Below are 20,374 nucleotides of genomic sequence, written 5' to 3' on the forward strand. Positions count from 1 at the left end.
CGATGAGAACGGTGAGAAACAGTTCCTCCATCCGGCGAAGCCGGACAACAACAAAGCCCGGCGGCGCCGGGCCCTGTAGTTAGCACTCACCAAAGGCGAGTGCTAACGTGGCGCTGAAATAGGCCGCTGGCTTTTGAGAGTCAAGGTGCGCGAAGGCCGCGATGCGAGCGAAATTTTCCTCATGCTGCCGCACGGTTTTAGAAAACCTGGGTTGCGCCTGCCCCGGCTTGTGCGCCGTCCTGCTGTCTTCATTGTCATGGCGCGTTCAGTGTCTTGGCGCCCGCAGCACCAACAGCGGGCATCGCTCGGCAAGCCCATAGCTCCCGGTCAAGGCGATGCGAACATCACCAAAATACGCTTCCGCCTCGCTCACCAATGCAGTCGCCGGTGCGAAGGTGTAGATGGCCGGCGAGTTCCGATAGACATCGATGGTGCCGATGGTGGGCAGATCCCAGCCTGTGCGAGCCGAAAGCTCGTTGCGGTCAGGAAACAGTGCGTCGAACCTTTCCGCGATCGTCCTGACCGGAATGGCATGGTCGGGCGCATCACCCGTCGCGGTCATTGCGACGCGCCATTTGAGTTCGTGGAAGGTCGAGACACCGGCCGAAAGTGCAAGCGCCCGCACCGCCGCCGGATCGTCCGGTGTTTCGGGACCGGCAAAGAGGCGCAGTCCCGCTCGGCCGTCGGTGCGCAGTACCCCGGCGATCGCCGCAAACAGCGCCCGGCGCGCGGTTGAAAGGCCGAGCGCCGACAGGCAGCCGTCGCCGATCACCGCATCGACGCTTGCTTTCGACACCGGCAAGTCGAGCCAGTCGCCGTTGATTGCCTTCCTCAACGCGGTGTCGCCTGGCCAGATACCGGCGATCATGTCGGACGATTCATCGACGGCCGTCATCGTCGTCCCGAGCCCGGCGAGCTCCGGCGTCACGCCGAGCAGAATGACGTGCGCCTTCGAAAGGTCGAGCTCACGCTCATAGGCCTCAACCGCTTCCGCTGGCGGCCGCAACGGTGGTCCGAGCAACTGCCAGTGCCTTCGAATGGCATTCCAATGGTCGGTCATCCGCAGCCCCCAAGCCGGCATTGTATTGGCAGCTATAATAGAGGACGCTAGAGAGACCAAGCGGGGGGCGCATGACACGCATCGCGGTTATTACGCATGAGTTCGACAGGTTCGAACGCCGGCGCGGGCCGCTGTTTCGCCGCGGAAACTCCTATATGCTTTTCGGTTTGCTGGAGGAACTGAAGCGACGCGGGCATTCCGTCCGCATAATCCCTGGAACGTCGGCAAAGCCGGAGGCCGATATAGCGGTGCTGCACGTCGATGCGACCGTGACGCCACCCGAATATGTCGAATACGCACGCGCTTTTCCCTTCTGCCTGAACATCGGGGCCGCCGACATCTCCAAGCGACGCGTCAGTGGCGCGGTGATCGGCAAGGATGACGACTGGCTAGGGCCGGTCATCGTCAAGAGCAATCTCAACAATCTCGGGATGCGGGAGCAGGCGCTCAACCGGCGATCGCTGCGTGCCGGAAAGCCGAAGCCGTTTCCCGGCGTCGAGCCTATCGAGGGTTATCGCGTCTATACATCCCTTTCGGAGGTCGCGCCGGCGGTCTTCGACCGCAGCGATCTCGTCGTCGAAAAATTCATTCCCGAGCCGGAACCGGACGGCTTTGGAGCCCGCTTCTGGATATTCTGCGGCGAGCGCGAGCGCTGCACCCGCCATGTCTCGCCACAGAGCCTCGTGAAGGGCGACGACACGATCCGCCGTGAGCCGGTTCCGGTTCCCGAGGAGCTTCGCGCGCTGAGGCGCCGGCTTGGCTTTGACTACGGAAAGTTCGATTTCGTCATGCATGAGGGCAGGGCGGTGCTGCTTGATGCCAACAAGACGCCCGGTGGCGCCCGCAATCTTTCCGCGTTTCTCGCTGCCGGCAATGCCAATCTTGCCGACGGCTTCGAAGGCCTTGTCCGCCAGCTCGCATAGCGGGCGTCCTGATGCTTGCGCCGCCCGGCACCTCTCATTCGCGGCAGCTTGCTGATGATCGCCAGGGCTACAGATCGCCTGGACTACAAAAACACAGGGCTACAAAAACAGCCGCAACTGGGTGTGGATGATCGACCGGTAATCCTCGATGGTCCGGTGGCTTTCGGCTCCGCCTTCCGCAAGCGCCAGCCGCACCACGGCGCCGGCGAGCTGGAAGATCAAGAGAACCATGCGTTCGAACTGCTCGTGCTTGTCCGGCGCGAGCAAGGCGATGACATGGTCGCAGAACATCTTGGCTTGATGCCGGGTCTCGGCGATGTCGAGATTCTTGAGCGCCTTGTCGGCCTGGATGGCGTTCTGCAGGTCCTGGATGGCCGGATCGCCGGCAACGCGGCTGCGATAGTCGTCGAGCAGCCGGTCGGCCGCCACGATGATGTCCTTGGCTTCGCGGACATCGGCGACAATCACTGACAGCCGCGCCCGGCTGACTTCGGAGAAACGCTCATAGAGCATCGCCAGGATCGCCGACTTGTTGGGGAAGTAGTGATAGACGGTGGCGATCGGCCCGCCCGCCAGCATGCCGACTTCCTTCATGGTGACGGCATCGATGCCCTTTTCGCCGATCAGCCGCATGGTCGTCGACAGGATGGCGTCGATGCGCTCGCGGCTGCGCTCCTGCTTGGGCCTGCGCCTCGGCTCGATCATCGTCTGCCTTGCTTCAACCATGCACCGGTCTTTCGCGCGCGTTTCCAAATTCTGGTTGACAACAAATATGATCAAGTATCAGCTTCTGGAATCCTGACAGATTGTCAGTTTTTTTGCCGCGCGGCAAGGACGTTGGGAGGCGCCTTTGGCTTCGACAGATACCGGCCACACGGGCACCGGCCATACCGGACACAAGGACACCGGACACAAGGGCAATGGCGACTGGCTGGTCGGCAATCCGACCGGCGGGCAGCTTGCCTCGGCTCTGTGGATCGGGTCGGTCGGCCTGCTGATCCTTGGGCTGCAGCCCGTTCTGCTCGGCGCTCTCTATACCGAGGGCCATGTCAGCGGCGATGAACTGGCGCTGGTTGCCACCGCCGAGATGATCGCCATCGCCATCGGCTCGGCGATCGTGGCGATGCTGCTGTCCGCCCGCAATATGCGCTGGAAAAGTGCGGTTCTCCTGCTGCTGCTGGCGCTGGCGAACATATGGACGGCCTATGCCGCCGGGGCCGGCACATTGATGGCCGCACGCGCCCTGGCTGGTCTCGCCGAGGGCGGCCTGGTCGCGGTCGCCACCGAATTGATCGCCCGTTCGCGGCGAGCCGAGCGCATCGGCGGCTATTTCGTCACCATGCAGACCCTGGCGCAATGCGCCCTGGCGTTGCTGCTGGCGCTCTATGTCATCCCCGCCGCCGGATCGGCCGGCGGCTTCTTCAGCCTCGCGGTCGTCTGCGTCCTGTCGCTCGTGATCGCCTTCATTGTTCCCGCTGACTACGCCGATCTGCCGAAGGAGGAGGATCTGGCCAATGTGCTGACGGTTCCCTCGATCACCGCTTTGCTGTCGGTCTTCTGCTACTTCATGTTCTTCGGCGCGGTGTGGGCCTTTCTCGAGCCGCTCGGCGCGCAATTCGGCATCGACGGCCGCACCGTTGGCCTGATCGTCTCGGCCAGCCTCGCGGTGCAGGTCCTGGGCGCGACGACGGCGACCGTGTTCGAGGCGCGTATCGACTATCGCATCGCCATCGCAGCCATTGGCGCCGTCGCGGTCGTCGCCTCGCTCGTGCTCGCCAGCGGACCTGGCCTCACCACCTTCTGGGTCACCGCCCTGGTGATGGGTTTCATCCTCCTGTTCATCGTGCCCTACCAGATCCGGCTGGCGATCACCGCCGACGAGACGCGCACCGCCGTGCTTTTGGTGCCGGCCGCCCAACTCTTTGGCCTGGCGATCGGTCCGGTCGCGGCGTCCTTGCTCATCGACGGCAAGGATTTTCGCCCGGTGCCGGAATTCGCCGCCGCCAGCGCCGTCGCCAGCGTGGCGTTGCTCGGCCTGTTCATCCTGATGGCGCGGCGTCGCCGGCTTGTCGTGTGAGCGCCATGTCGAAAACCTGGAGCAACTGGTCCGGCTTTGTCACCGCCGAGCCACGGCTGATCGCCAGCCCCGCCGATGCCGGCGAACTCGGCGATCTCATTCGCACGGCACCGGGTCCCGTCCGCGTCGTCGGCGCCGGTCATTCCTTCACGCCGCTGGTGAAATCGCAGGGCACGATCCTGTCGCTCGAGAAACTCGAAGGCCTGGTCTCGCATGACGCGCAAAAGCATCAGGCACGCGTGCGGGCAGGGACGCGGCTCGGTTCGCTGATGCACATCCTGCAAGGCATCGGCCAGGGCCTGCCCAATATGGGCGACATCGACCGCCAGGCGATCGGCGGCGCACTGGGAACCGCCACCCATGGCTCCGGACCGACGCTCGGCGCCTACCATACGCAGTTGGAGACGGTGCAGATCGTCGACGGGCTTGGCAAGGTCCGTGACTTCAGTCGGGCAGGGGATCAGGACATGATCCACGCCATCGGCGTCGCGCTCGGCGCTTTCGGCATCCTCAACGAAGTGACGCTCAACAACATCCCGACCTACCGCCTGCGCCGCCGCAAATGGGTGCTGCCGATCGCCGATATGCTGCGCGATTTCGAGACCATGATGACCGCGCACCGGTCGGCCGAGTTCTATTACATTCCGTTCTCCGGCTATGCGCAGTTCATCGCCAGTGATTTCAGCACCGAGGCGACCACCGCACGCCCGACCGAGGATGACGAGGGCTCGTTGAGGACGCTGCGCCGGCTGCGCACCGCGCTTGCCTGGCTGCCGTCGCTGCGCCGCCGGCTGATCCTGGGCGCCGTCGCCAAAGTGCCATCCGAGGACTATGTGCAGGACTGGCTCAACGTCTATGCCAGCGACCGGCAGACAAAATTCAACGAGATGGAATATCATTTGCCCTTCGAGGAGGGCCCGAAGGCGCTGGCCGAAATCATCGAGCTGACCGAGAAGCGCTTTCCCGAGGTCTATTTCCCGATGGAGGTGCGCAGCGTCGCGGCCGATCGGTTCTGGCTTTCGCCCTTCCATGACAGGCCGACCTGTTCGATCGCCATCCACCACGATGCCGCCAACGATCCGCTGCCCTTTATGCGCGCGGCCGAGCCGATCTTCCACAAATATGGCGGCAGGCCGCATTGGGGCAAGATGCACAGCCTGCAAGCGGCGGAGCTGAAGAAGCTATATCCGCGCTGGGACGATGCGATGGCGGTGCGCCGCGACATCGATCCGCAGAACCGTTTCGTCTCGCCCTACATGGCTGGCCTGTTCGGCATCGAACCCAGCCCTTTCGGCACCTGATGATGAGCGCCTATTTCGCCACACTATCGGAGGCTCTGAAGCAAGCCGGCATCTTCCAGCCCTGCCTGCTGCTCGACCGCGACCGGCTGGATAGCAACATTGCCCTGGTCAAAGCGAGACTTGACCCCGGCCTTGCGGTGCGGCTGGTCGACAAGTCGCTCGCCTGCCTGCCGCTGCTTTCGCACATCGGCAAGGCGCTTGGGACCGATCGCTTCATGACGTTCCATCCGCCGATCAGCGAGGCGGTGTTGAAGGCGTTTCCGGATGCGGACCTCCTGTACGGCAAGCCGATGCCGGTCGGAGCGGCCAGAGCCATGCTTTCGAAGGGCGAAGTTGACCGGACACGCATCTGCTGGCTGATCGACACGCGGGAGCGGCTGGCGGAGTATGGCGCCCTGGCAGCCGAGCTCGATGTCGACCTGCGCATCGCCTTCGAAATCGACGTCGGGCTGCATCGCGGCGGCTTCGCTGAACCGGCGGCCTTGTCGCAAGCCTTGAAGGGACTGTCGGCGCACAAAAGGCTGCGCTGCGAGGGCGTCATGGCCTATGAGGCGCATGCGCCGCACATTCCCGGCCTGTTCGGTGGGCCGGCCAGGGCGCTGGCACGAGCGTCCGAGCGGGCCGCCGCTTTCGTTGCGTGCCTCGGCGCCGGCCAGCGCGGCATTCTCAACATCGGCGGCTCCAAGACCGCGCTGCTTCACCAGGGGGGCATGGCCAATGAAGTGTCGATGGGTTCGGCCTTCGTGCTGCCCGGCGATTTCGATACACCTGGCCTCGATGGCTTCCAGCCGGCGGCTTTCATCGCGACGCCGATCCTGAAAGTGGTCGAGCCGATGCTGCCCGGCCCGCCGGCTGTTTCCCGCCTGCTGCGGGCGCTCGGCCGGTTTCCGCGCAAGGGCTGCTACCTCTATGGCGGCAAATGGATGGCCGAACCGGCATTTCCCCGGGGGATGACGACGAACGGCCTGCTTGGCCTGTCTTCCAACCAGCAATTCATGGGCCTGCCTGCCGATGCCGTCGCCCGGCCCGGCGACTACGCATTCCTGCGGCCGACGCAGAGCGAGGCCGTGCTGCAGCAATTCGGGCCGGTCGCGGTGCTTTCCGGCGGCAAAATTGTCGATCGCTGGCCGGTGTTGCCGATGATGTGATCGCTCCGGATAGTTGACTCCGTCAAGTAAATGGTCGATCCTGTGCCGACAGGAGATACTCATGACGATTCACCATAAGGAAGTGTCCAACAAGGAACTGATCGATGCGGTCCGCGCCTTCAACCGCTTCTATACCCGCCAGATCGGCCTGCTTGACGAGGGGCTGTTAAAGAGCCCGTTCTCGCTGACCGAGGCGCGGGTGCTTTATGAGCTTGCGCATCGCGACGGGCTCGTTGCCAGCGACCTTGTGCGCGATCTCGGTCTCGATCCCGGCTACGTCAGCCGCTTGCTGAAGAAATTCGAGGAGCGGGGCCTGGTCGAGCGCGCCGCCACGGAAGCTGATGCGCGCCGCGCCTCGATTACGTTGACGCCGGCGGGCAAGGATGCATTTGCGCCGCTTAACCAGGATTCGCACGATCAGGTGCGTGCGTTGCTCGATCGTCTGGTGCCCGCGGATCAGGACCGACTGGTCAAGGCGATGCGCATTGTGCAGGATCTGCTCGGCGACAAGCCTGAACCTGGGGTGCCTTACATCCTGCGGCCGCTGCAGGTCGGCGACATCGGCTGGATCACCCGCCGGCAAGGAATGCTCTACGCGCAGGAATATGGCTGGGACGAAACCTATGAGGCACTGGTCGCCGAGATCCTCGCCGCATTCGTCAAATCCTTCGACCCGAAATGGGAGCGCGCCTGGATCGCCGAGCGGGAAGGCGAGGTGGTCGGCTCGGTCTTCATCGTGCGCAAGTCCGACCAGGTGGCGAAGCTGCGCCTGCTCTATGTCGAGCCCTCGGCACGTGGCCTCGGCATCGGCAAGCGGCTGGTCGAGGAGTGCATCGGCTTTGCCCGCGCCAAGGGGTACAAGACGCTGACCTTGTGGACCAACGACATTCTCTCGGCCGCCCGGCACATCTACCAGGCGGCCGGCTTCCAGCTGACCGAGGAAGAGCGGCACCGTTCCTTCGGCAAGGATCTGGTCGGCCAGAACTGGAACCTGGAACTGTAGCGGCGCCTCAGGTCTTGACCGGTATCCAGATCTCCAGCCCGCCATTGCCGCTACGCGGATCGAACTCCGGACCATAGCGCTCGAAATCGGGCGCGTCGGCCACCTCGTGCCCCGACGCGGGCAGCCATGTGTTCCAGATCGTGTTGACCGTACGGCGGATGGTCGAGATGTGCTCGCGATGCGCGAACACCGCATATTTCTGGGCCGGTATCCGCACGCGGCTGAATTCCCTGGGAAGATCGGAAAAGTCCGTCACCTCGACGCCGGCGATGTAGTCGAAATTGCCGACATCGTCGCCGTTGACGCAGACACCGTAGGCGACGTCGCCGGTCTCGCCCGGAATGTTGCCGATATAGGGGCCGAAGCGCTGCCATTGCATCGGTATGGCGGCGCTGGTTTCGCAGCTGTAGCGTTCGCCGAGACCTGCGATCAGGAACGGCCGGCTGGTCTCGAAGCGTGGCGGTTCAAGATTGGTGAGAGGGGACTGGTCCATCAGGATTGGCTCCACGAGTTCGAGGGACTTGGTCGAACCTTCCGCGCGCACCAGTTCCGGCGTGGTGCCGAACTGGTCGCGGAAGGCCCGGGTGAAAGCCTCATGCGAGTTGTAGCCGGCGTCGAGCGCGACGCGCAGGATGTCCGGCGCTCCGCCGGCGAGCTTGCGCGCCGCCTCGCTCAGGCGCCGCGCGCGCATATAACCCATGACCGAGCGGCCGGTGGCGGCGCCGAAGGCCCGTGTCACATGAAAGCGCGACACGCCGCTGCTTTGGGCGACATCGTCGAGTGATATCGCGTCCGGCAGATGGCTCTCGACGAACCACAGCGCTTTTTCGGTCGGGTTCATGGCTCTCCTTCCCGCATTGGCCAGATCATACTGCCGCCTTTCCACGCGGCCGGTTTGATCGAAATTGCGCAGCGCGCAAAGTGATGCAAACTAGCGCCGCTGACGCTGGAAGAACCGGCGAAGCCGGCGCCCGATCTCGCGCGGCTGATGGCGCAATCTGCCTTGATGTTTTTGGGCGGTTGGCACGATCGGCAGGGAGAAGGCCGGGTTGAGTGGCTGTTGGCGCCCTAGCCGTTCCCAGTGGATCAGCCCGCGCATGATCCGGTCCCAGGCAAGCACGGTTGCCACTGCGGTGGAAAGTTCACCATCATTGGCGGGCTCATGGCGCCGCTCGAACTCGGCATAGGCCTCGGCGACATAGGTCCCGAAATCGAAATTGTCGGGATTGGGATCGTACGAATCGCTTAGCGCATAGCGCGCCTGCCGGGCAATGAACGAAGCGATGTCGACATAGTTTTCGTGGTGAATGTGGAGGCAGTTCGGTGCCTCCAGCCGACGAAGGCGCTTGGCACCGGTCAGAACCTGCGGCACACGATGATGGCCTGGTTGCCAGGCGACGGTCCCCTTGCGGAAGAACCGTATCTGGTGATCCGGATAGAAGCCGGAGCCGCGCATGACATGGCCGGCGACGGAGTTGAATCTTGGCAGCGCAAAGGCGTCAGTGTTGTCACTATAATCGCGCACGAGCCCTTGCAGTGCCTCGTATGCGTCGTCGGCGAGGTACTCGTCGGAATCCAGCACAAGCACCCAGTCGTTTTGCGCCTGCGGCAGGTATTGGTTGCGGATTGCGTCGACGGCATCGACGATTGCACAACTCAGCACCCGGCAGCCGGCCGCACGTGCGATCTCGATGGTCGCATCGCCGCTTTGCATATCGATGACGATGCGCTCCGATGCCCAGGCGGTGGTTGCCAGCAGCCGGGGCAAGGTCAGTGCCGAATCCCGCGTATGGACGATCAGCGATATCTCGTTTGCCTGCGTCACCCGCTCTCGTCTCCGTCTATGGTGTAGCGCCCACGCCACCGCTCGAAGAACAGTTTGCGCGAGGCCTTGTGGCGGTCAGGCCGCCGGTCCGAGGTCGATTCCAGATGCAATGAATCCCGGCGCTGGCCACATGCGATGCGGATTCCCAATTGCCGTGCCCGAAGACAGAGATCGACATCCTCATAGCCGAAAGGGAATGTCTCGTCGAAACCGTTCAAGGCGTTGAAGGCCGCATGGTCGATCATCATGGCAGCCGCCGTCACGGCCTGCGGGAAAGTCGTCGCCCGGCTGACGATCGCGCTTCGCCTGCCATGATCCTGGTGATAGGGGCCACGTTCTCCAGCGTCGAACCGCACACCACAATGCTGGATCGTGTCGTCGGGCAAGACCAGCCTTGTGCCGCAGATGCCAACCTTGTGGTCACGGAAGATCTCAAGCATCTCCACCAGCGCGTCTGGATGCAGAAGCACGTCATTGTTGAGGAAGAGGTACCGTGTGGCGGCAAGCTCGCGGGCGCCGCGATTGCAGGCTGCCGAGAAGGAATGCCTTAGATCCAGCCTGACGATCCGCACGTGCGGCGGCGCGAGATCATCGGCGAGATAGGGTATGGCGGAGCCATTGTCGACGACGACGACACAGGTCTTGCCTAGCTGTGTCCTCGCCAAGGCATGCTCAAGCTGCAGCAAGCAACTTCGCAGCAGCGCCGTCAGGCCCCATGAAGGAACGATGACGCTTAGCTCCATGACAAGGCGTCCTTCAAGCCCGCCTCCATAGCAGATCGCAGTTTCTTTCTCTGAACCGCGATGCGGTAACGGGATGCCATCGCCGCGCCGCCGTCGCGCAGTGCGGCACGCCGGGAGCCTGCGCCTTGCTTGCTGATTTCGGCGAGCGCGGCTGGCAGTTCTGTCGGCTCAGCGATGTATGCGGTATGCCCATGTTTGAGATACTCCATCCCACCGATGACTGGAACCGATACTACAACGCAGCCCGCCGCCATCGCCTCGAGCGCCGGCAGTCCGAAGCCTTCAGAGACTGCCGTGCCCAGGAAGAACCCGGAGCGCTTAAGACTGTTCGCGCAGATATCTTCACTAACGCCGTCAATCGGCAGGAAGTGGAGGGAGAGCACATGCTTCTTCGCCGATTGGGCTATCGCGGCGCCTCTGCGCGGCATGAAGGCTGCGCACCGCTCATCCTTGGGGGATCCGTCATGGAAGAAAGCGTCGGAGATCGATATGCCGACATCGATCGAAACGCGCCGGGCGACGAACATTGCATAAGTCGTCGCTTGTTCCCAACACGTCAGCACGGTGACATCCCTGTCGTGCAGAATGGGGTTGATGAGGGGGTCGGTACCTTGGCAGTGGAAGATCAGCCGCGCCCCAGTTGCCTTCAACTCGGGATAGTCGTGCGGCAATGAGAAGATGAGCGTATCGCTCTTCCCGGCATTCGCGACGACCTGCTGCCTGTCCACCACAGGCTGACTGCATCGGAACCATGAAGGCGCAAGGTTGCCAGGGGTCGCGACCGCCATCGGCACGCCGGCGTCCGTCAGCAACTGCGCGAACTGGAAGCCAACCTTGATGCCGCCATAAATACCGACCCCAGGCAGAACATAGTAGTTCATCGGCCTTCCAGCGCACGCCACCGTTTTCGGCGCAGCGCTTCCCTGATACCGAGGCGGCGATGGAGAACCCATCGCAGACCGCGAAGCGTAGCCGCAAAGGCACGGCCGTAATGCAGCTCCGCGAACTTGAGCCGCGCATTGTCGATCAACGAGATCCGGACGGAGGTCGGGATATCCGCGCCTCGCTGACCGAGATGCGGCAGCACATGGTCCAGTTCGACGATTTCGAGCCCACGCCGTGCCATTTCAAATCCGACCGCGACATCTTCCATGTAGCAAAAGTATCTCTCGTCGAAACCGCCGATAGCATGAAAAATCTCTCGTCGAACGAACAGGGCGGCCGCGAGCGGCCAGCTCCACTTGTGGTCGTGATAGAATGGGAGACGTCTCAGGCGCCGAGCCCATTTCGCCATGCCGTTATTGTCCAGAAGGTCGGCTGTCAGCTTGAGTCGGGAATAGCCGGGCTGGCGACCGGCTGTGACTCCGCCATGCCAGTCGACATAGTCGGGAACGATCATAGCATCGGGTTTTCGACGAAGCGTCGAGAGTGCCACCTCGACCGCAGCCGATGTCACAAGGCAGTCCGGGTTGAGGAAGCATAGATATTTGGCGCTGGCGGCGGCGGCGCCTTGGTTGGCAGCGGCGGCGAAACCCTCATTGTTTTTGTTCCGGATGATGGTCACGCCCTCATGCGTCACGTGATCGAGTGTCTCGTCGGTCGAGGCATTGTCGACGACAATGATCTCATGCTGGTCCGGCAGGGCGTCGAGGCAGTAGCCGATTATCTTTGACGAGTTGTAGGTGATGATGATGAACGCCAGGTCGGCAGGTTGCCCTGTCGCTGCGTTGTCTAGCAAGGGGCCGGCGGGACCTTCGGCAAGAAGGTTATGCATCGCGAGAACGGTTTCAAATTCGGGGCCGTTGCAGAAGTTGCTGAAGTGGGCGATCAGCGCATCCGGTCGGGGAAAGCCCGTATCCCAGTGGCCGCAATGGTTCCATTGCCAGGAGAGGGAGACGCAGCGATCCGGCACCACTGAATTTGCCCACACCTGGAAATAGTCCTGGTCGGCGATCATGTGCGCGCCAACCGAGTGATCGGCAGGCAAAAGCAACCGTCGGGCCGCAACCCACTCCAGCAAAAGCTGCAGTTCGTCCCTGAAGGCCAGCACCACGCCACTGTTGAAGTAGCGAAACGATATCGCAGATGGCGCCGCCGCTGACCCGTCGATGAATGCTAGCGAGCGCTTGCTGTAATGTTCCTGGAAGTCCCCCGGCGTCATGCCCGAACCAGCGATGCCGGTCTGTTCGACCATTGCCATCCGCTGTTCGCCCAGCGCCGTCGACACCTCGGCCGCCGCCAGGGGGCGCAACAGGATGGTATCGGCATCGACCTGAATAATGATCTCGGCGCTGGACTGCCCGAGACACCAGGCCAATGCGTCGAATTTGGCCAGAAACCCGTCGGCCCGGTATTCCTGCCGTGCGGCGTCGAGCAAGTTGAGATGGATGCGCGGCGAGGGCGGCAAGATTGGGGAGGAGAACCGATCCGTGACTATATAGATTTCGAAATCCGTGTTCCGGAGAAAGGACGCAACGGCTTCGCGCGCCGCCAGCGCATAGCCTGGCTTGCCGATCGCGAGCATGCAGATTGCTACCGTCCGCTCGTTCATTCGGCTGGGTCACCACGCATCATGCCGGGCACCTCCGCTGTGCGGACCCGTCGCGCCAGATAACGTCGCCGGCGTCACGCCGTGCCTGGCATGGAGATAACCGAGGTTTGCCCCGGTTTCGTGAAATCTCAGGCCGGGAATGCCGGCCAACGACGACCTTGCGTCGATCCGGCGCCCGATGCGGAAAACCAGCCCCTCGCTCGCCCGACGTGTCAACGACCAGCCGGGCTCCGGAAATAGAAAATACCAGCCATTTCAAGCGAGCCCTTCTTCGTGAAGCTGGACCCAGATGCTTCTGCGATCCCGAACGATACCGCAATGTGTTCTCACGAGTATCGGCAGGTCAACCGTGCGCGCACGCTCTATTTTCCGCCAAAGATAAGATTGCGCGATCGCCACGGCACCACAACGAATGGTCTCGGCGAAAAAACGCATCGAAGCGATTGCGCAAACGTTTCGATGACATTATGGTTTTCCAAAATCCGCCGAAATCAATTAGAGCGGGCCAGGAAACGCATCATCAGGGAGGAGCGCTTGCCAGCACTCCGATTGAGCCATCATGCCGACAATGGCTGAGGTCGCGCGCCGCGCCGGCGTGTCGGTTTCGACCGTCTCGCATGTCATCAACCACACCCGCTTCGTCTCGCCGGAGAAGGCGCGGCTCATCAATGATGCGATTGCCGCGATGGGCTATCAGCCCAACGAGCTGGCGCGGTCGTTGAAGGTGGCGTCGACCAACAGTGTCGGCCTGGCGATCTCGGCGATCTCCAATCCCTACTTCACCGACATCATCTGCGCGGTGGAGGCCGAATGCGCGCGTCTCGGCCTCATGGTGTTCCTCTCCGACACGCAGGAAGATCCCGACCGCGAGCTGTCGGTGGTGCGCGCCTTCCACCAACGGCGGGTCGACGGCGTCATCCTGGCGCCGTCGGGTTCGCCGCAGCGCGCCATAGACTATCTGGCCGAGAAGAAGCTGCCTTGCGTGCTCATCGACCGCTTCGCCGACCAGCGCTTCGATCAGATCGGCGTCGAGAACGAAACCGCGATGCGCGCGCTCATCGACCACGTCGCTTCCTTCGGCCACAAGCGCATCGGCTATATCGCCGGCCAGCCGGGCCTGGCGACGACGCGCGAACGCATCGAGGCTTTTCGCGCCTCGCTCGTCGCCAATGGACTTGAGTGCCTGCCGCACTATGTCTCGCCCGAGAACGTCGACACGGCGAGCGCCACGGCATCGACCCACGCCATCCTGTCCCTACCGTCGTCGCCCACGGCATTAGTCACCGGCAACAACATGACGACCATCGGAGCGGTGCGGGCAATCCGCGAAAGAGGCCTCTCGATACCGGGGGATCTCTCGCTTGCCGGTTTCGATGATTTCGAATGGGCCGATTGCTTCGAGCCGCGGCTGACGCTCGTCGCGCAGCCCTGCACCGAGATCGGCCGGCAGGCAGCGACCTTGCTGTGCGCCCGCATCGCGTCGAGCGGCCTGGAGCCGCAAGCGGTCCGGCTGCAGGCTATGCTGCAGGTCCGGCAATCCTGTGCGGGGCCGGTTCCCATGAGGTCGGCCCCCGTGAGGTCGGCTCCCGTGAGGTCAGCCCCCGTGAGGTCAATATGAGCGCGCCGTTGCTTTCCGTTACCGGTGCGGTCAAGCGCTTTGGCGGCGTCCAGGCGCTGCGCGGCGTCGACTTCGACCTCAAGGCCGGCGAGATCCACGCCCTGCTCGGCGAGAACGGCGCCGGCAAGTCGACGCTGATGAACCTGTTATCGGGCGTCTACACGCCGGACGAGGGCACCATCCTCATCGACGGCAAGCAGGTAACCTTCAACAATCCGCGCGAGGCGCAAGCCGCCGGCATCGCCACCATCTTCCAGGAGCTCGACCTGGTACCGACGCTCGACGTCGCCGCCAACCTGTTCCTTGGCCGCGAGTTGATGCGGCCGGGCGGCTTCCTCGACGTGCCGGCGATGCGCGGCGAGGCCCGCAAGCGGCTGGAAGCCATCGAGCTTGCCATAGACCCGGCGGCGATGGTCGCCGACCTGTCGATCGGCCAGCGCCAGGTCGTGGCGATCGTCAAGGCGCTGTCCTACGCCTCGCGCGTGCTGATCATGGACGAGCCGACGGCGGCATTGACGGTCGGCGAGGTCGAGAGGTTGTTCGACATCATGCGCAAGCTTGCCGCCACCGGCGTCGGCATCGTCTACATCTCGCATCGCCTGGAAGAGGTGCCGCAGATCGCCGACCGGGTGACGGTGATGCGTGACGGCAGCATTGCCGGCGTCACCGAGCCGCACGCGCCGCAGGCGGAGCTGGTTCGCCTCCTGGTCGGGCGGCCGCTGGACGAGCTTTATCCCGAACGCTCGAAGACCGCCGGCAAGACGCTGCTCAGCTTGCGCGATGCGAGCTTCAGGCTTGCCCATGAAAGTGCCGGATGGCAGCCGCCGACCGGCATCTCGCTCGACGTCAATGCGGGCGAGATCGTCGGGCTGGCGGGCATCATGGGGGCAGGGCGCACGGAACTGCTCAGCGCGCTCTATGGCGCCGGCCTGTCCGGCCGCTGGGAGGGCGAGGTCGCCATCGACGGACGGCCGGTGAAACTGGATTCGATCAAGGCGGCCCGCGCGGCCGGCATTGCCTTCGTCACCGACGACCGCCGCGGCAGTGGCCTGATGCTCAGGATGGCGGTCGGACTCAACCTGGTGATGTCGGTGATCCGCCGCATCTCGCCGGCCGGCCTGATGTCGCCGCGCCGCCAGGCGGATGCGGTGCGGCAATCCTTCGGCCAGTTCGACATCAGGCCGAAGAACCCCGACATCGCGGTCGGTGCGTTGTCCGGCGGCAACCAGCAGAAAGTGGTGCTGGCAAAGGAAATTCTCGGCAATCCCCGGCTGCTGTTGCTCGACGAGCCGACACGCGGCGTCGATGTCGGCGCCAAGGGCGAGATTTACGCGCGGTTGCGGCAATTGGCGGCACAGGGCCTCGGCATCCTGGTCGCCTCCAGCGAGATGCCGGAACTGATCGGGCTCTGCGATCGCATCGTGGTGCTGCGCCAGGGGCGCAATGTGGCGGAATTCATCGGCGGCGTCGACGAGCACACGGTGCTGGCCGCGGCAAATGGCAGGGAGGCCTGATGGCGGACGAAAAGATCTCGGTGGCAGTAGCTCCGGCGGTGCCGGCGGCAGCGCCAAAGCATCGCGACCCGCTGGCCCTCATCGTGCGCTTCCAGAGCCTGATCGGCCTGGTGCTGGTGGCGATCGGCGGCATCATCTTCTCGCCGCGCCGGCATGGCGAGATCCTGTTCCTCAACCCCGACAACATCGCCAACATCGTGCGTGCCGTGTCGGAGACCGGCATCATCGCCATCGGCATGACCTTCGTCATCATCACCGCCGGCATCGACCTGTCGGTCGGCGCCGTGCTCGGCCTGTCCAGCGTGGTGACCGCATCGATGATGATTTCCGGCGGTTTCGGCCTCATCCCGACCATCCTTGCCGTGCTGGTCATGGGCATCGTCTTCGGCACGATCCAGGGCACCATCTCCACCCGTTTCCGGCTCGAACCCTTCATCGTCACGCTCGCCGGCCTGCAGGCCGCGCGCGGTCTGGCACTCGTCGTCTCCGGCAACCAGTACATCAACATCTCATACGGCGACGGGCCGGGCCTGGCGCCGCCGGTGTTTGCCGTGCTGGGCGAGCGTCTGTTCAACAACACCGTGCCGGTGGCGACGCTGGTCTTCATCGTCTTTGCCGCGATCGCGACGGTGGTGCTCAACACCACGCGCTTCGGCCGCTACGTCTTTGCCGTCGGCGGCAATGAGCGCGCGGCGCGCATTTCCGGCGTGCCCGTCTCCATGGTGAAGATCTCGGTCTATGCCATCACCGGCTTTGCCGCGGCGCTTGCCGGCATCGTGCATGCCGGCCAGTTCAATTTCGGCAGCGCCAATGACGGCATGGGCTACGAGCTGACGGCCATCGCCGCCGTGGTCATCGGCGGCACCAGCCTGTTCGGCGGCGCCGGCTCGATGGTCGGCACCGTTGCCGGCACCATCATGCTCGGCGCGTTGGCCAACATTCTTCAGCTCAACAACATCACGCCTGCCATGCAGCTGCTCGCGACCGCCGCGATCATCGTGTTGGCGGCAGTGCTTCAATCCCTCGTTCGCCGCCGCGAGGGTTTGGGTCGTTAGGAGGAAGGCGGCAGCAAGTGGACGTCAACCAAGGTCTGGCCCCCGGCCCGACGAGGAGGAGAGAGTTATGAAAACCACAACACAAAGGCGTGTGCTCAAGGCCGCGCTTCTGGCAGGCGCTGGCCTGTGCATTGCGGGAGCGGCGCAAGCCGCCGACCCGATGGTGAAAGCCTGCGCCAAGGACGGCCAGTTCATCATCGGCTTTTCGCAGGCGAACAATGCCGAACCCTACCGCCAGCACGTCAATGACGAGCTGACCGCGGCGGCCAAGGAAGTGCCGGGCTTCACCCTGCAGATCGCCGACGGCGCCGGCAATGTCAACACGCAGACCTCGCAGGTCGACAACTTCATCACCCAGAAGGTCGACATCCTGCTGATCTCGCCCTTCGAGGCGGCCCCGCTGACGCCGGCGGTCAAACGTGCCATGGATGCCGGCATCCCGGTCATCGAACTCGACCGCAAGACGGTCGGCGACCCCGGCAAGGACTACACCGCCTTCATCGGCGGCGACAATTACAAGATCGCCATGGAAGCCGGCAAATACACCGCCAAGACGCTGCTGCCGGATGGCGGCGAGGCGGCGGTGCTGGAAGGCTTGCCGAGTTCGACGCCGGCTGTCGAACGGCTGAACGGCTTCAAGGACGGCGTCAAGGAAAACGCCAAGATCCAGGTGGTCGCCGAACAGGCCGCCGACTGGGTGCCGGACAAAGCCCAGACCGCCTTCGCCGCCATGCTGCAGGCGCATCCCGACATCAGGGTGCTCTATGCTTCCAACGACATGATGGCGGCCGGCGCGCTGCTCGCCGCCAAGGGCGCCGGCAAGGACGTCAAGATCATCGGCACCGATGGCTTGCCGGGACCGGCCGGCGGCATCGAGGCCGTCGCCAAGGGTGACTGGGCGGCGACCTTCACCTACCCGACGGGCGCCAAGGAAGCGATCGAGATGTCGAAGAAGATACTGCTCGATTGCGCCACTTCCGTGGAGCCGACGGTGACAGTGGAGACGACGGCAATCACGGCTGAGAACGCCAAGGCGCTGGCTGGGAAGTAGGGCAGGGCTCTGCAATCGAAGGTGTCGCGACAAGGCCCCGCAAGGGGCCTTGTTTTTTGGGCAACCAATCAATCGACAGGAGGTTTCGCGTCGTCGTTTTTGCTACGGCGCGGCCGCCACGGGTTCGTTCTTGCGCATCGTCAGCTCGTAGTTGAGTCGGTAGCGGCCGCCCTCGAAATTCCAGATCAGCGGGGTGCGCACGCCGTCGATCGAGCTGGCGCCGGCCGGCAGGTCGGGAAAATCCCTGACATGGCTGGGGTCGTCCGGGCTGGTATCGTCCTGCTCGAACACCTTAAGTCCGGCATGGTCGACGAAGGTAAGGTTCGGGCTGCCGAACCGCGTCGCCCAATCCTTCTGGTCGGCGGAGTCGTCGCAGTCGAACTCCACCTCGCCTGAAGCCGGAAAACGGATGGTGCGGCTGTCGATCGACAGTTGCGTGAAGATGTCGTCGGAGCCGAATTCCGGATTGGTCTCGTCCTCGCAGATCAGCGCCTTGATCTCGAGATTGCGCACCGTGGTCTGCATGGAGGCGCGCACCCGCACCGGCTGGTTTCCAGCCGCGGCCTGGTGGATGACCAGATAGCCACGCGTGCCGTTGCCCATGGCGTCGCTGACGATGCGGCTGCTGCCGGAAATAGCGATTGGGGGTTCGCCGCCATGCGGGTTGTCGAACTCGTCCAGCGTCGCCTTGTAGCCGTTCGGGTCGGGCAAGCCGTCGGCGGTCAGCGTGACGGTCTGGTCGGCGCCGCTGTCGGCCTGGCCGACGACGTCGAAACGGAACCAGGCTTCGTCCTGGCTGCCGAGCAGGCTGCCGGCTTCCGTGAGCGAGGCGAACTGCGGCGGCTCGCCAGGCTGCAGCGGGCAGGCCTCTTCCTTGGTCGCACAGGTATGGCGGCGCACCAGCAGCGCATAATTGCCTCGCCAGTTGCGATCCTTGCCGGTGACGCGGATGAAGAACTCCTTGGGCAGTGCATAGGTGTGGACGGTGAAGGTCTGCTCGCCGTCGTGGATCGTCCTGGTGTCGCCGTAATAGCTGGAGATCGGCGTCGTCATGTTGGACGGCTGGTAGATGTCGATGTTGACGCCCGGATTGTCGGCGCCGATCGAATAGCTGCCCGCATCCTGACGCACGACGTGGAACCACTGCATCGAACCCGGGAAGCGGATCTGGGTGACGTCCTGGCCGTTCCTGAAATCGATTACCTCCTCGGCCTGCGGCTTGCCGTCGGGCCCCTTCTTTGGTTTCAGGTCGACTTGGTAGGCGATGCCCGGATGACAGAAGTTGTTGCCGAGATTGAGGTCGGCGGTCAAAAGATTGTGGTCGCTCTCGAGGTTGACGAAATCGACCGGGATGGTGACATGCTGGACGCAGATCGGTCCTTCGATGCCGCCGCTCAGATAAGGCTGCGGCGCGGCGAGGATATAATCGTAGCGCTCGCCGTCGATGTAGTTGGAGATGCCGGGGTCGGCACGGTTGGTCGCTGCCCAGCTGTCATAGTGCTTGGATGTCCAGTATTTGCCGGGACTGGCGAAGCGGCGCGCCCATTCGCCCATCGGCTGGTGGAACAGCGGCACGTTGAGGTCGCCCATCACCAGCACCCGTTCGCGCTTGCGCTGCGCTGCCGTCAGCGGCGACAGCGTCGTCTCGATCAGCTTCTGGACCTGGTCGAACTGCGCATCGCGGGCGTCGGCGTGAAGCTCGGGCGGGCTCTTGTCGAAATAGTCGGCCTGGGCATGGGTGAAGACGACCGTGTAATTGCTTTGCGAGGGCTGGTGGAGCAGTCGCACGATCGCCGCGCCCTTGCCGGACAGGCAGTCGACGCCGCCGCAATGATCGTAGAGCGTGAAGCCGACCTCGTCGGTCGCGGCATCCAGTGTCTCGCCGTCGTTCTTGCCCCATTTGAAGCTGTCGTCGGGCAGCGGCAGGAACTTGAAGTCCTTTTTGGCGAAGAACATCAGGCCGCTGTCCTCGCCGTCGATCTTCTCGATCGGCTCGCCATAGATGGCTATGGCCGCCGCCGGATCGAGGCTGGTGATGGCATCGACGATGGCCTGCGGCCGCACCTTCAAGAGCGCGGCGTCGATCTTGCGCACGAAGTTCGGATAGACCGGCGTCAGCCTGTCGATGAGGATCTGCTTGGCGTCCTCGTCCCAGGCCTCGTTGATGGCGATGATGTCGAAGCGGTCGGTGTCCTTGAGAATGGTCTCGGCGAGATGCTTGGCCTGTTTTTCGGTCTGGCCGTGGATCTGGATGAGGCAATCGGCGAAGTTCGGATTGGCGCATTTGAAGATCGGCGACAGCAGATAGGCGTTGAAGGTGGCGATGCGCACCGTTTCCACTTCCTGGCCGCTCGCGCCGATCGGCTCGGCAAGAAGCGTGACAGCAAAGATCGCCAACCCGGCCAGGACTCTGCCCAGCCAGGACCCGCAAGAAACCGCCAGCAATCGACCGCCCATCTTTGCCCCCGCGCTCACTGAACGAAACCCCGCTCACCCAATGAAACT

Annotated in this window: 18 protein-coding genes and 1 pseudogene; 10 read left to right on the top strand and 9 right to left on the bottom strand. The window is 63.7% G+C overall.

What is annotated here, in order from left to right; translation table 11 throughout:
- Positions 1-265: 265 nt before the first annotated feature.
- Positions 266-1,060, bottom strand: a complete 795-nt coding sequence (locus LB568_RS21890; RefSeq protein ID WP_013896171.1) for a class I SAM-dependent methyltransferase — start codon at positions 1,058-1,060, stop codon at positions 266-268.
- A gap of 71 nt (positions 1,061-1,131) precedes the next feature.
- On the opposite strand from LB568_RS21890, the gene LB568_RS21895 reads away from it, so the two are divergent.
- Complete coding sequence (locus LB568_RS21895) at positions 1,132-1,983, top strand: hypothetical protein (RefSeq protein WP_013896170.1); 852 nt, start codon at positions 1,132-1,134, stop codon at positions 1,981-1,983.
- Positions 1,984-2,082: 99 nt separating this feature from the next.
- On the opposite strand, the gene LB568_RS21900 is transcribed toward LB568_RS21895, so the two are convergent.
- Positions 2,083-2,709, bottom strand: a complete 627-nt coding sequence (locus LB568_RS21900; RefSeq protein ID WP_041164994.1) for a TetR/AcrR family transcriptional regulator — start codon at positions 2,707-2,709, stop codon at positions 2,083-2,085.
- A gap of 124 nt (positions 2,710-2,833) precedes the next feature.
- On the opposite strand from LB568_RS21900, the gene LB568_RS21905 reads away from it, so the two are divergent.
- The 4 genes from LB568_RS21905 to LB568_RS21920 all read left to right on the top strand — a co-directional run bounded on the left by LB568_RS21905 (position 2,834) and on the right by LB568_RS21920 (position 7,512).
- Positions 2,834-4,060, top strand: coding sequence for an MFS transporter (locus LB568_RS21905; protein ID WP_013896168.1), 1,227 nt, complete (start codon positions 2,834-2,836; stop codon positions 4,058-4,060).
- Between the two features lie 5 nt (positions 4,061-4,065).
- Positions 4,066-5,361: a D-arabinono-1,4-lactone oxidase gene (locus tag LB568_RS21910; RefSeq protein WP_224731183.1), complete on the top strand. Its 1,296-nt coding sequence runs from the start codon at positions 4,066-4,068 to the stop codon at positions 5,359-5,361.
- Positions 5,362-5,363: 2 nt separating this feature from the next.
- Entirely contained in the window at positions 5,364-6,509 is a 1,146-nt protein-coding gene (locus tag LB568_RS21915) for a DSD1 family PLP-dependent enzyme (RefSeq protein WP_041164992.1), read from the top strand.
- A 61-nt stretch (positions 6,510-6,570) separates the two neighbouring features.
- Positions 6,571-7,512: a helix-turn-helix domain-containing GNAT family N-acetyltransferase gene (locus LB568_RS21920; protein ID WP_013896165.1), complete on the top strand. Its 942-nt coding sequence runs from the start codon at positions 6,571-6,573 to the stop codon at positions 7,510-7,512.
- Positions 7,513-7,519: 7 nt separating this feature from the next.
- Here LB568_RS21920 and LB568_RS21925 read toward each other — a convergent pair whose 3' ends face one another.
- The 5 genes from LB568_RS21925 to LB568_RS21945 all read right to left on the bottom strand — a co-directional run bounded on the left by LB568_RS21925 (position 7,520) and on the right by LB568_RS21945 (position 12,631).
- A complete protein-coding gene (locus LB568_RS21925) occupies positions 7,520-8,353 on the bottom strand; it encodes an AraC family transcriptional regulator (RefSeq protein ID WP_013896164.1) in 834 nt (277 codons plus the stop codon).
- Positions 8,354-8,443: 90 nt separating this feature from the next.
- Entirely contained in the window at positions 8,444-9,337 is an 894-nt protein-coding gene (locus LB568_RS21930) for a glycosyltransferase family 2 protein (RefSeq protein ID WP_013896163.1), read from the bottom strand.
- Entirely contained in the window at positions 9,334-10,080 is a 747-nt protein-coding gene (locus tag LB568_RS21935) for a glycosyltransferase family 2 protein (protein ID WP_013896162.1), read from the bottom strand. The genes LB568_RS21930 and LB568_RS21935 overlap by 4 nt, the downstream gene beginning before the upstream one ends.
- A complete protein-coding gene (locus LB568_RS21940; RefSeq protein ID WP_013896161.1) occupies positions 10,071-10,961 on the bottom strand; it encodes a glycosyltransferase in 891 nt (296 codons plus the stop codon). Before LB568_RS21940 ends, LB568_RS21935 begins: the two co-directional genes overlap by 10 nt.
- A complete protein-coding gene (locus LB568_RS21945; RefSeq protein ID WP_013896160.1) occupies positions 10,958-12,631 on the bottom strand; it encodes a glycosyltransferase in 1,674 nt (557 codons plus the stop codon). Before LB568_RS21945 ends, LB568_RS21940 begins: the two co-directional genes overlap by 4 nt.
- A gap of 273 nt (positions 12,632-12,904) precedes the next feature.
- Between LB568_RS21945 and LB568_RS21950 the strand changes: the two genes are divergently transcribed.
- Both LB568_RS21950 and LB568_RS21955 read left to right on the top strand, forming a co-directional pair.
- A complete protein-coding gene (locus LB568_RS21950; RefSeq protein WP_140571637.1) occupies positions 12,905-13,207 on the top strand; it encodes a hypothetical protein in 303 nt (100 codons plus the stop codon).
- Entirely contained in the window at positions 13,191-14,249 is a 1,059-nt protein-coding gene (locus tag LB568_RS21955; RefSeq protein WP_013896159.1) for a LacI family DNA-binding transcriptional regulator, read from the top strand. The genes LB568_RS21950 and LB568_RS21955 overlap by 17 nt, the downstream gene beginning before the upstream one ends.
- On the opposite strand, the pseudogene LB568_RS33845 reads toward LB568_RS21955, so the two are convergent.
- Positions 14,210-14,347 (bottom strand): annotated as a pseudogene (locus tag LB568_RS33845) (hypothetical protein); the annotation flags it as partial. The gene LB568_RS21955 and the pseudogene LB568_RS33845 sit on opposite strands and share 40 nt — an antisense overlap.
- Here LB568_RS33845 and LB568_RS21965 point away from each other — a divergent pair.
- From LB568_RS21965 to LB568_RS21975, 3 genes are all read left to right on the top strand, one after another.
- Positions 14,306-15,763 carry a sugar ABC transporter ATP-binding protein gene (locus tag LB568_RS21965; RefSeq protein WP_224731262.1) on the top strand — a complete coding sequence of 486 codons (1,458 nt, stop codon included), beginning with the start codon at positions 14,306-14,308 and terminating at the stop codon, positions 15,761-15,763. The pseudogene LB568_RS33845 and the gene LB568_RS21965 overlap by 42 nt on opposite strands.
- Entirely contained in the window at positions 15,763-16,818 is a 1,056-nt protein-coding gene (locus LB568_RS21970) for an ABC transporter permease (RefSeq protein ID WP_023779330.1), read from the top strand. The genes LB568_RS21965 and LB568_RS21970 overlap by 1 nt, the downstream gene beginning before the upstream one ends.
- 67 nt (positions 16,819-16,885) lie before the next feature.
- Positions 16,886-17,869: a substrate-binding domain-containing protein gene (locus LB568_RS21975; RefSeq protein WP_224731184.1), complete on the top strand. Its 984-nt coding sequence runs from the start codon at positions 16,886-16,888 to the stop codon at positions 17,867-17,869.
- 102 nt (positions 17,870-17,971) lie between these two features.
- Here the strand turns inward: LB568_RS21975 and LB568_RS21980 are convergent, their stop codons facing one another.
- Positions 17,972-20,266: an endonuclease/exonuclease/phosphatase family protein gene (locus LB568_RS21980; RefSeq protein WP_224731185.1), complete on the bottom strand. Its 2,295-nt coding sequence runs from the start codon at positions 20,264-20,266 to the stop codon at positions 17,972-17,974.
- Between the last annotated feature and the right edge of the window lie 108 nt (positions 20,267-20,374).

The sequence above is a fragment of the Mesorhizobium sp. B263B2A genome (genome assembly GCF_020165775.1).
GTDB classification, from domain to species: Bacteria; Pseudomonadota; Alphaproteobacteria; order Rhizobiales; family Rhizobiaceae; genus Mesorhizobium; species Mesorhizobium opportunistum.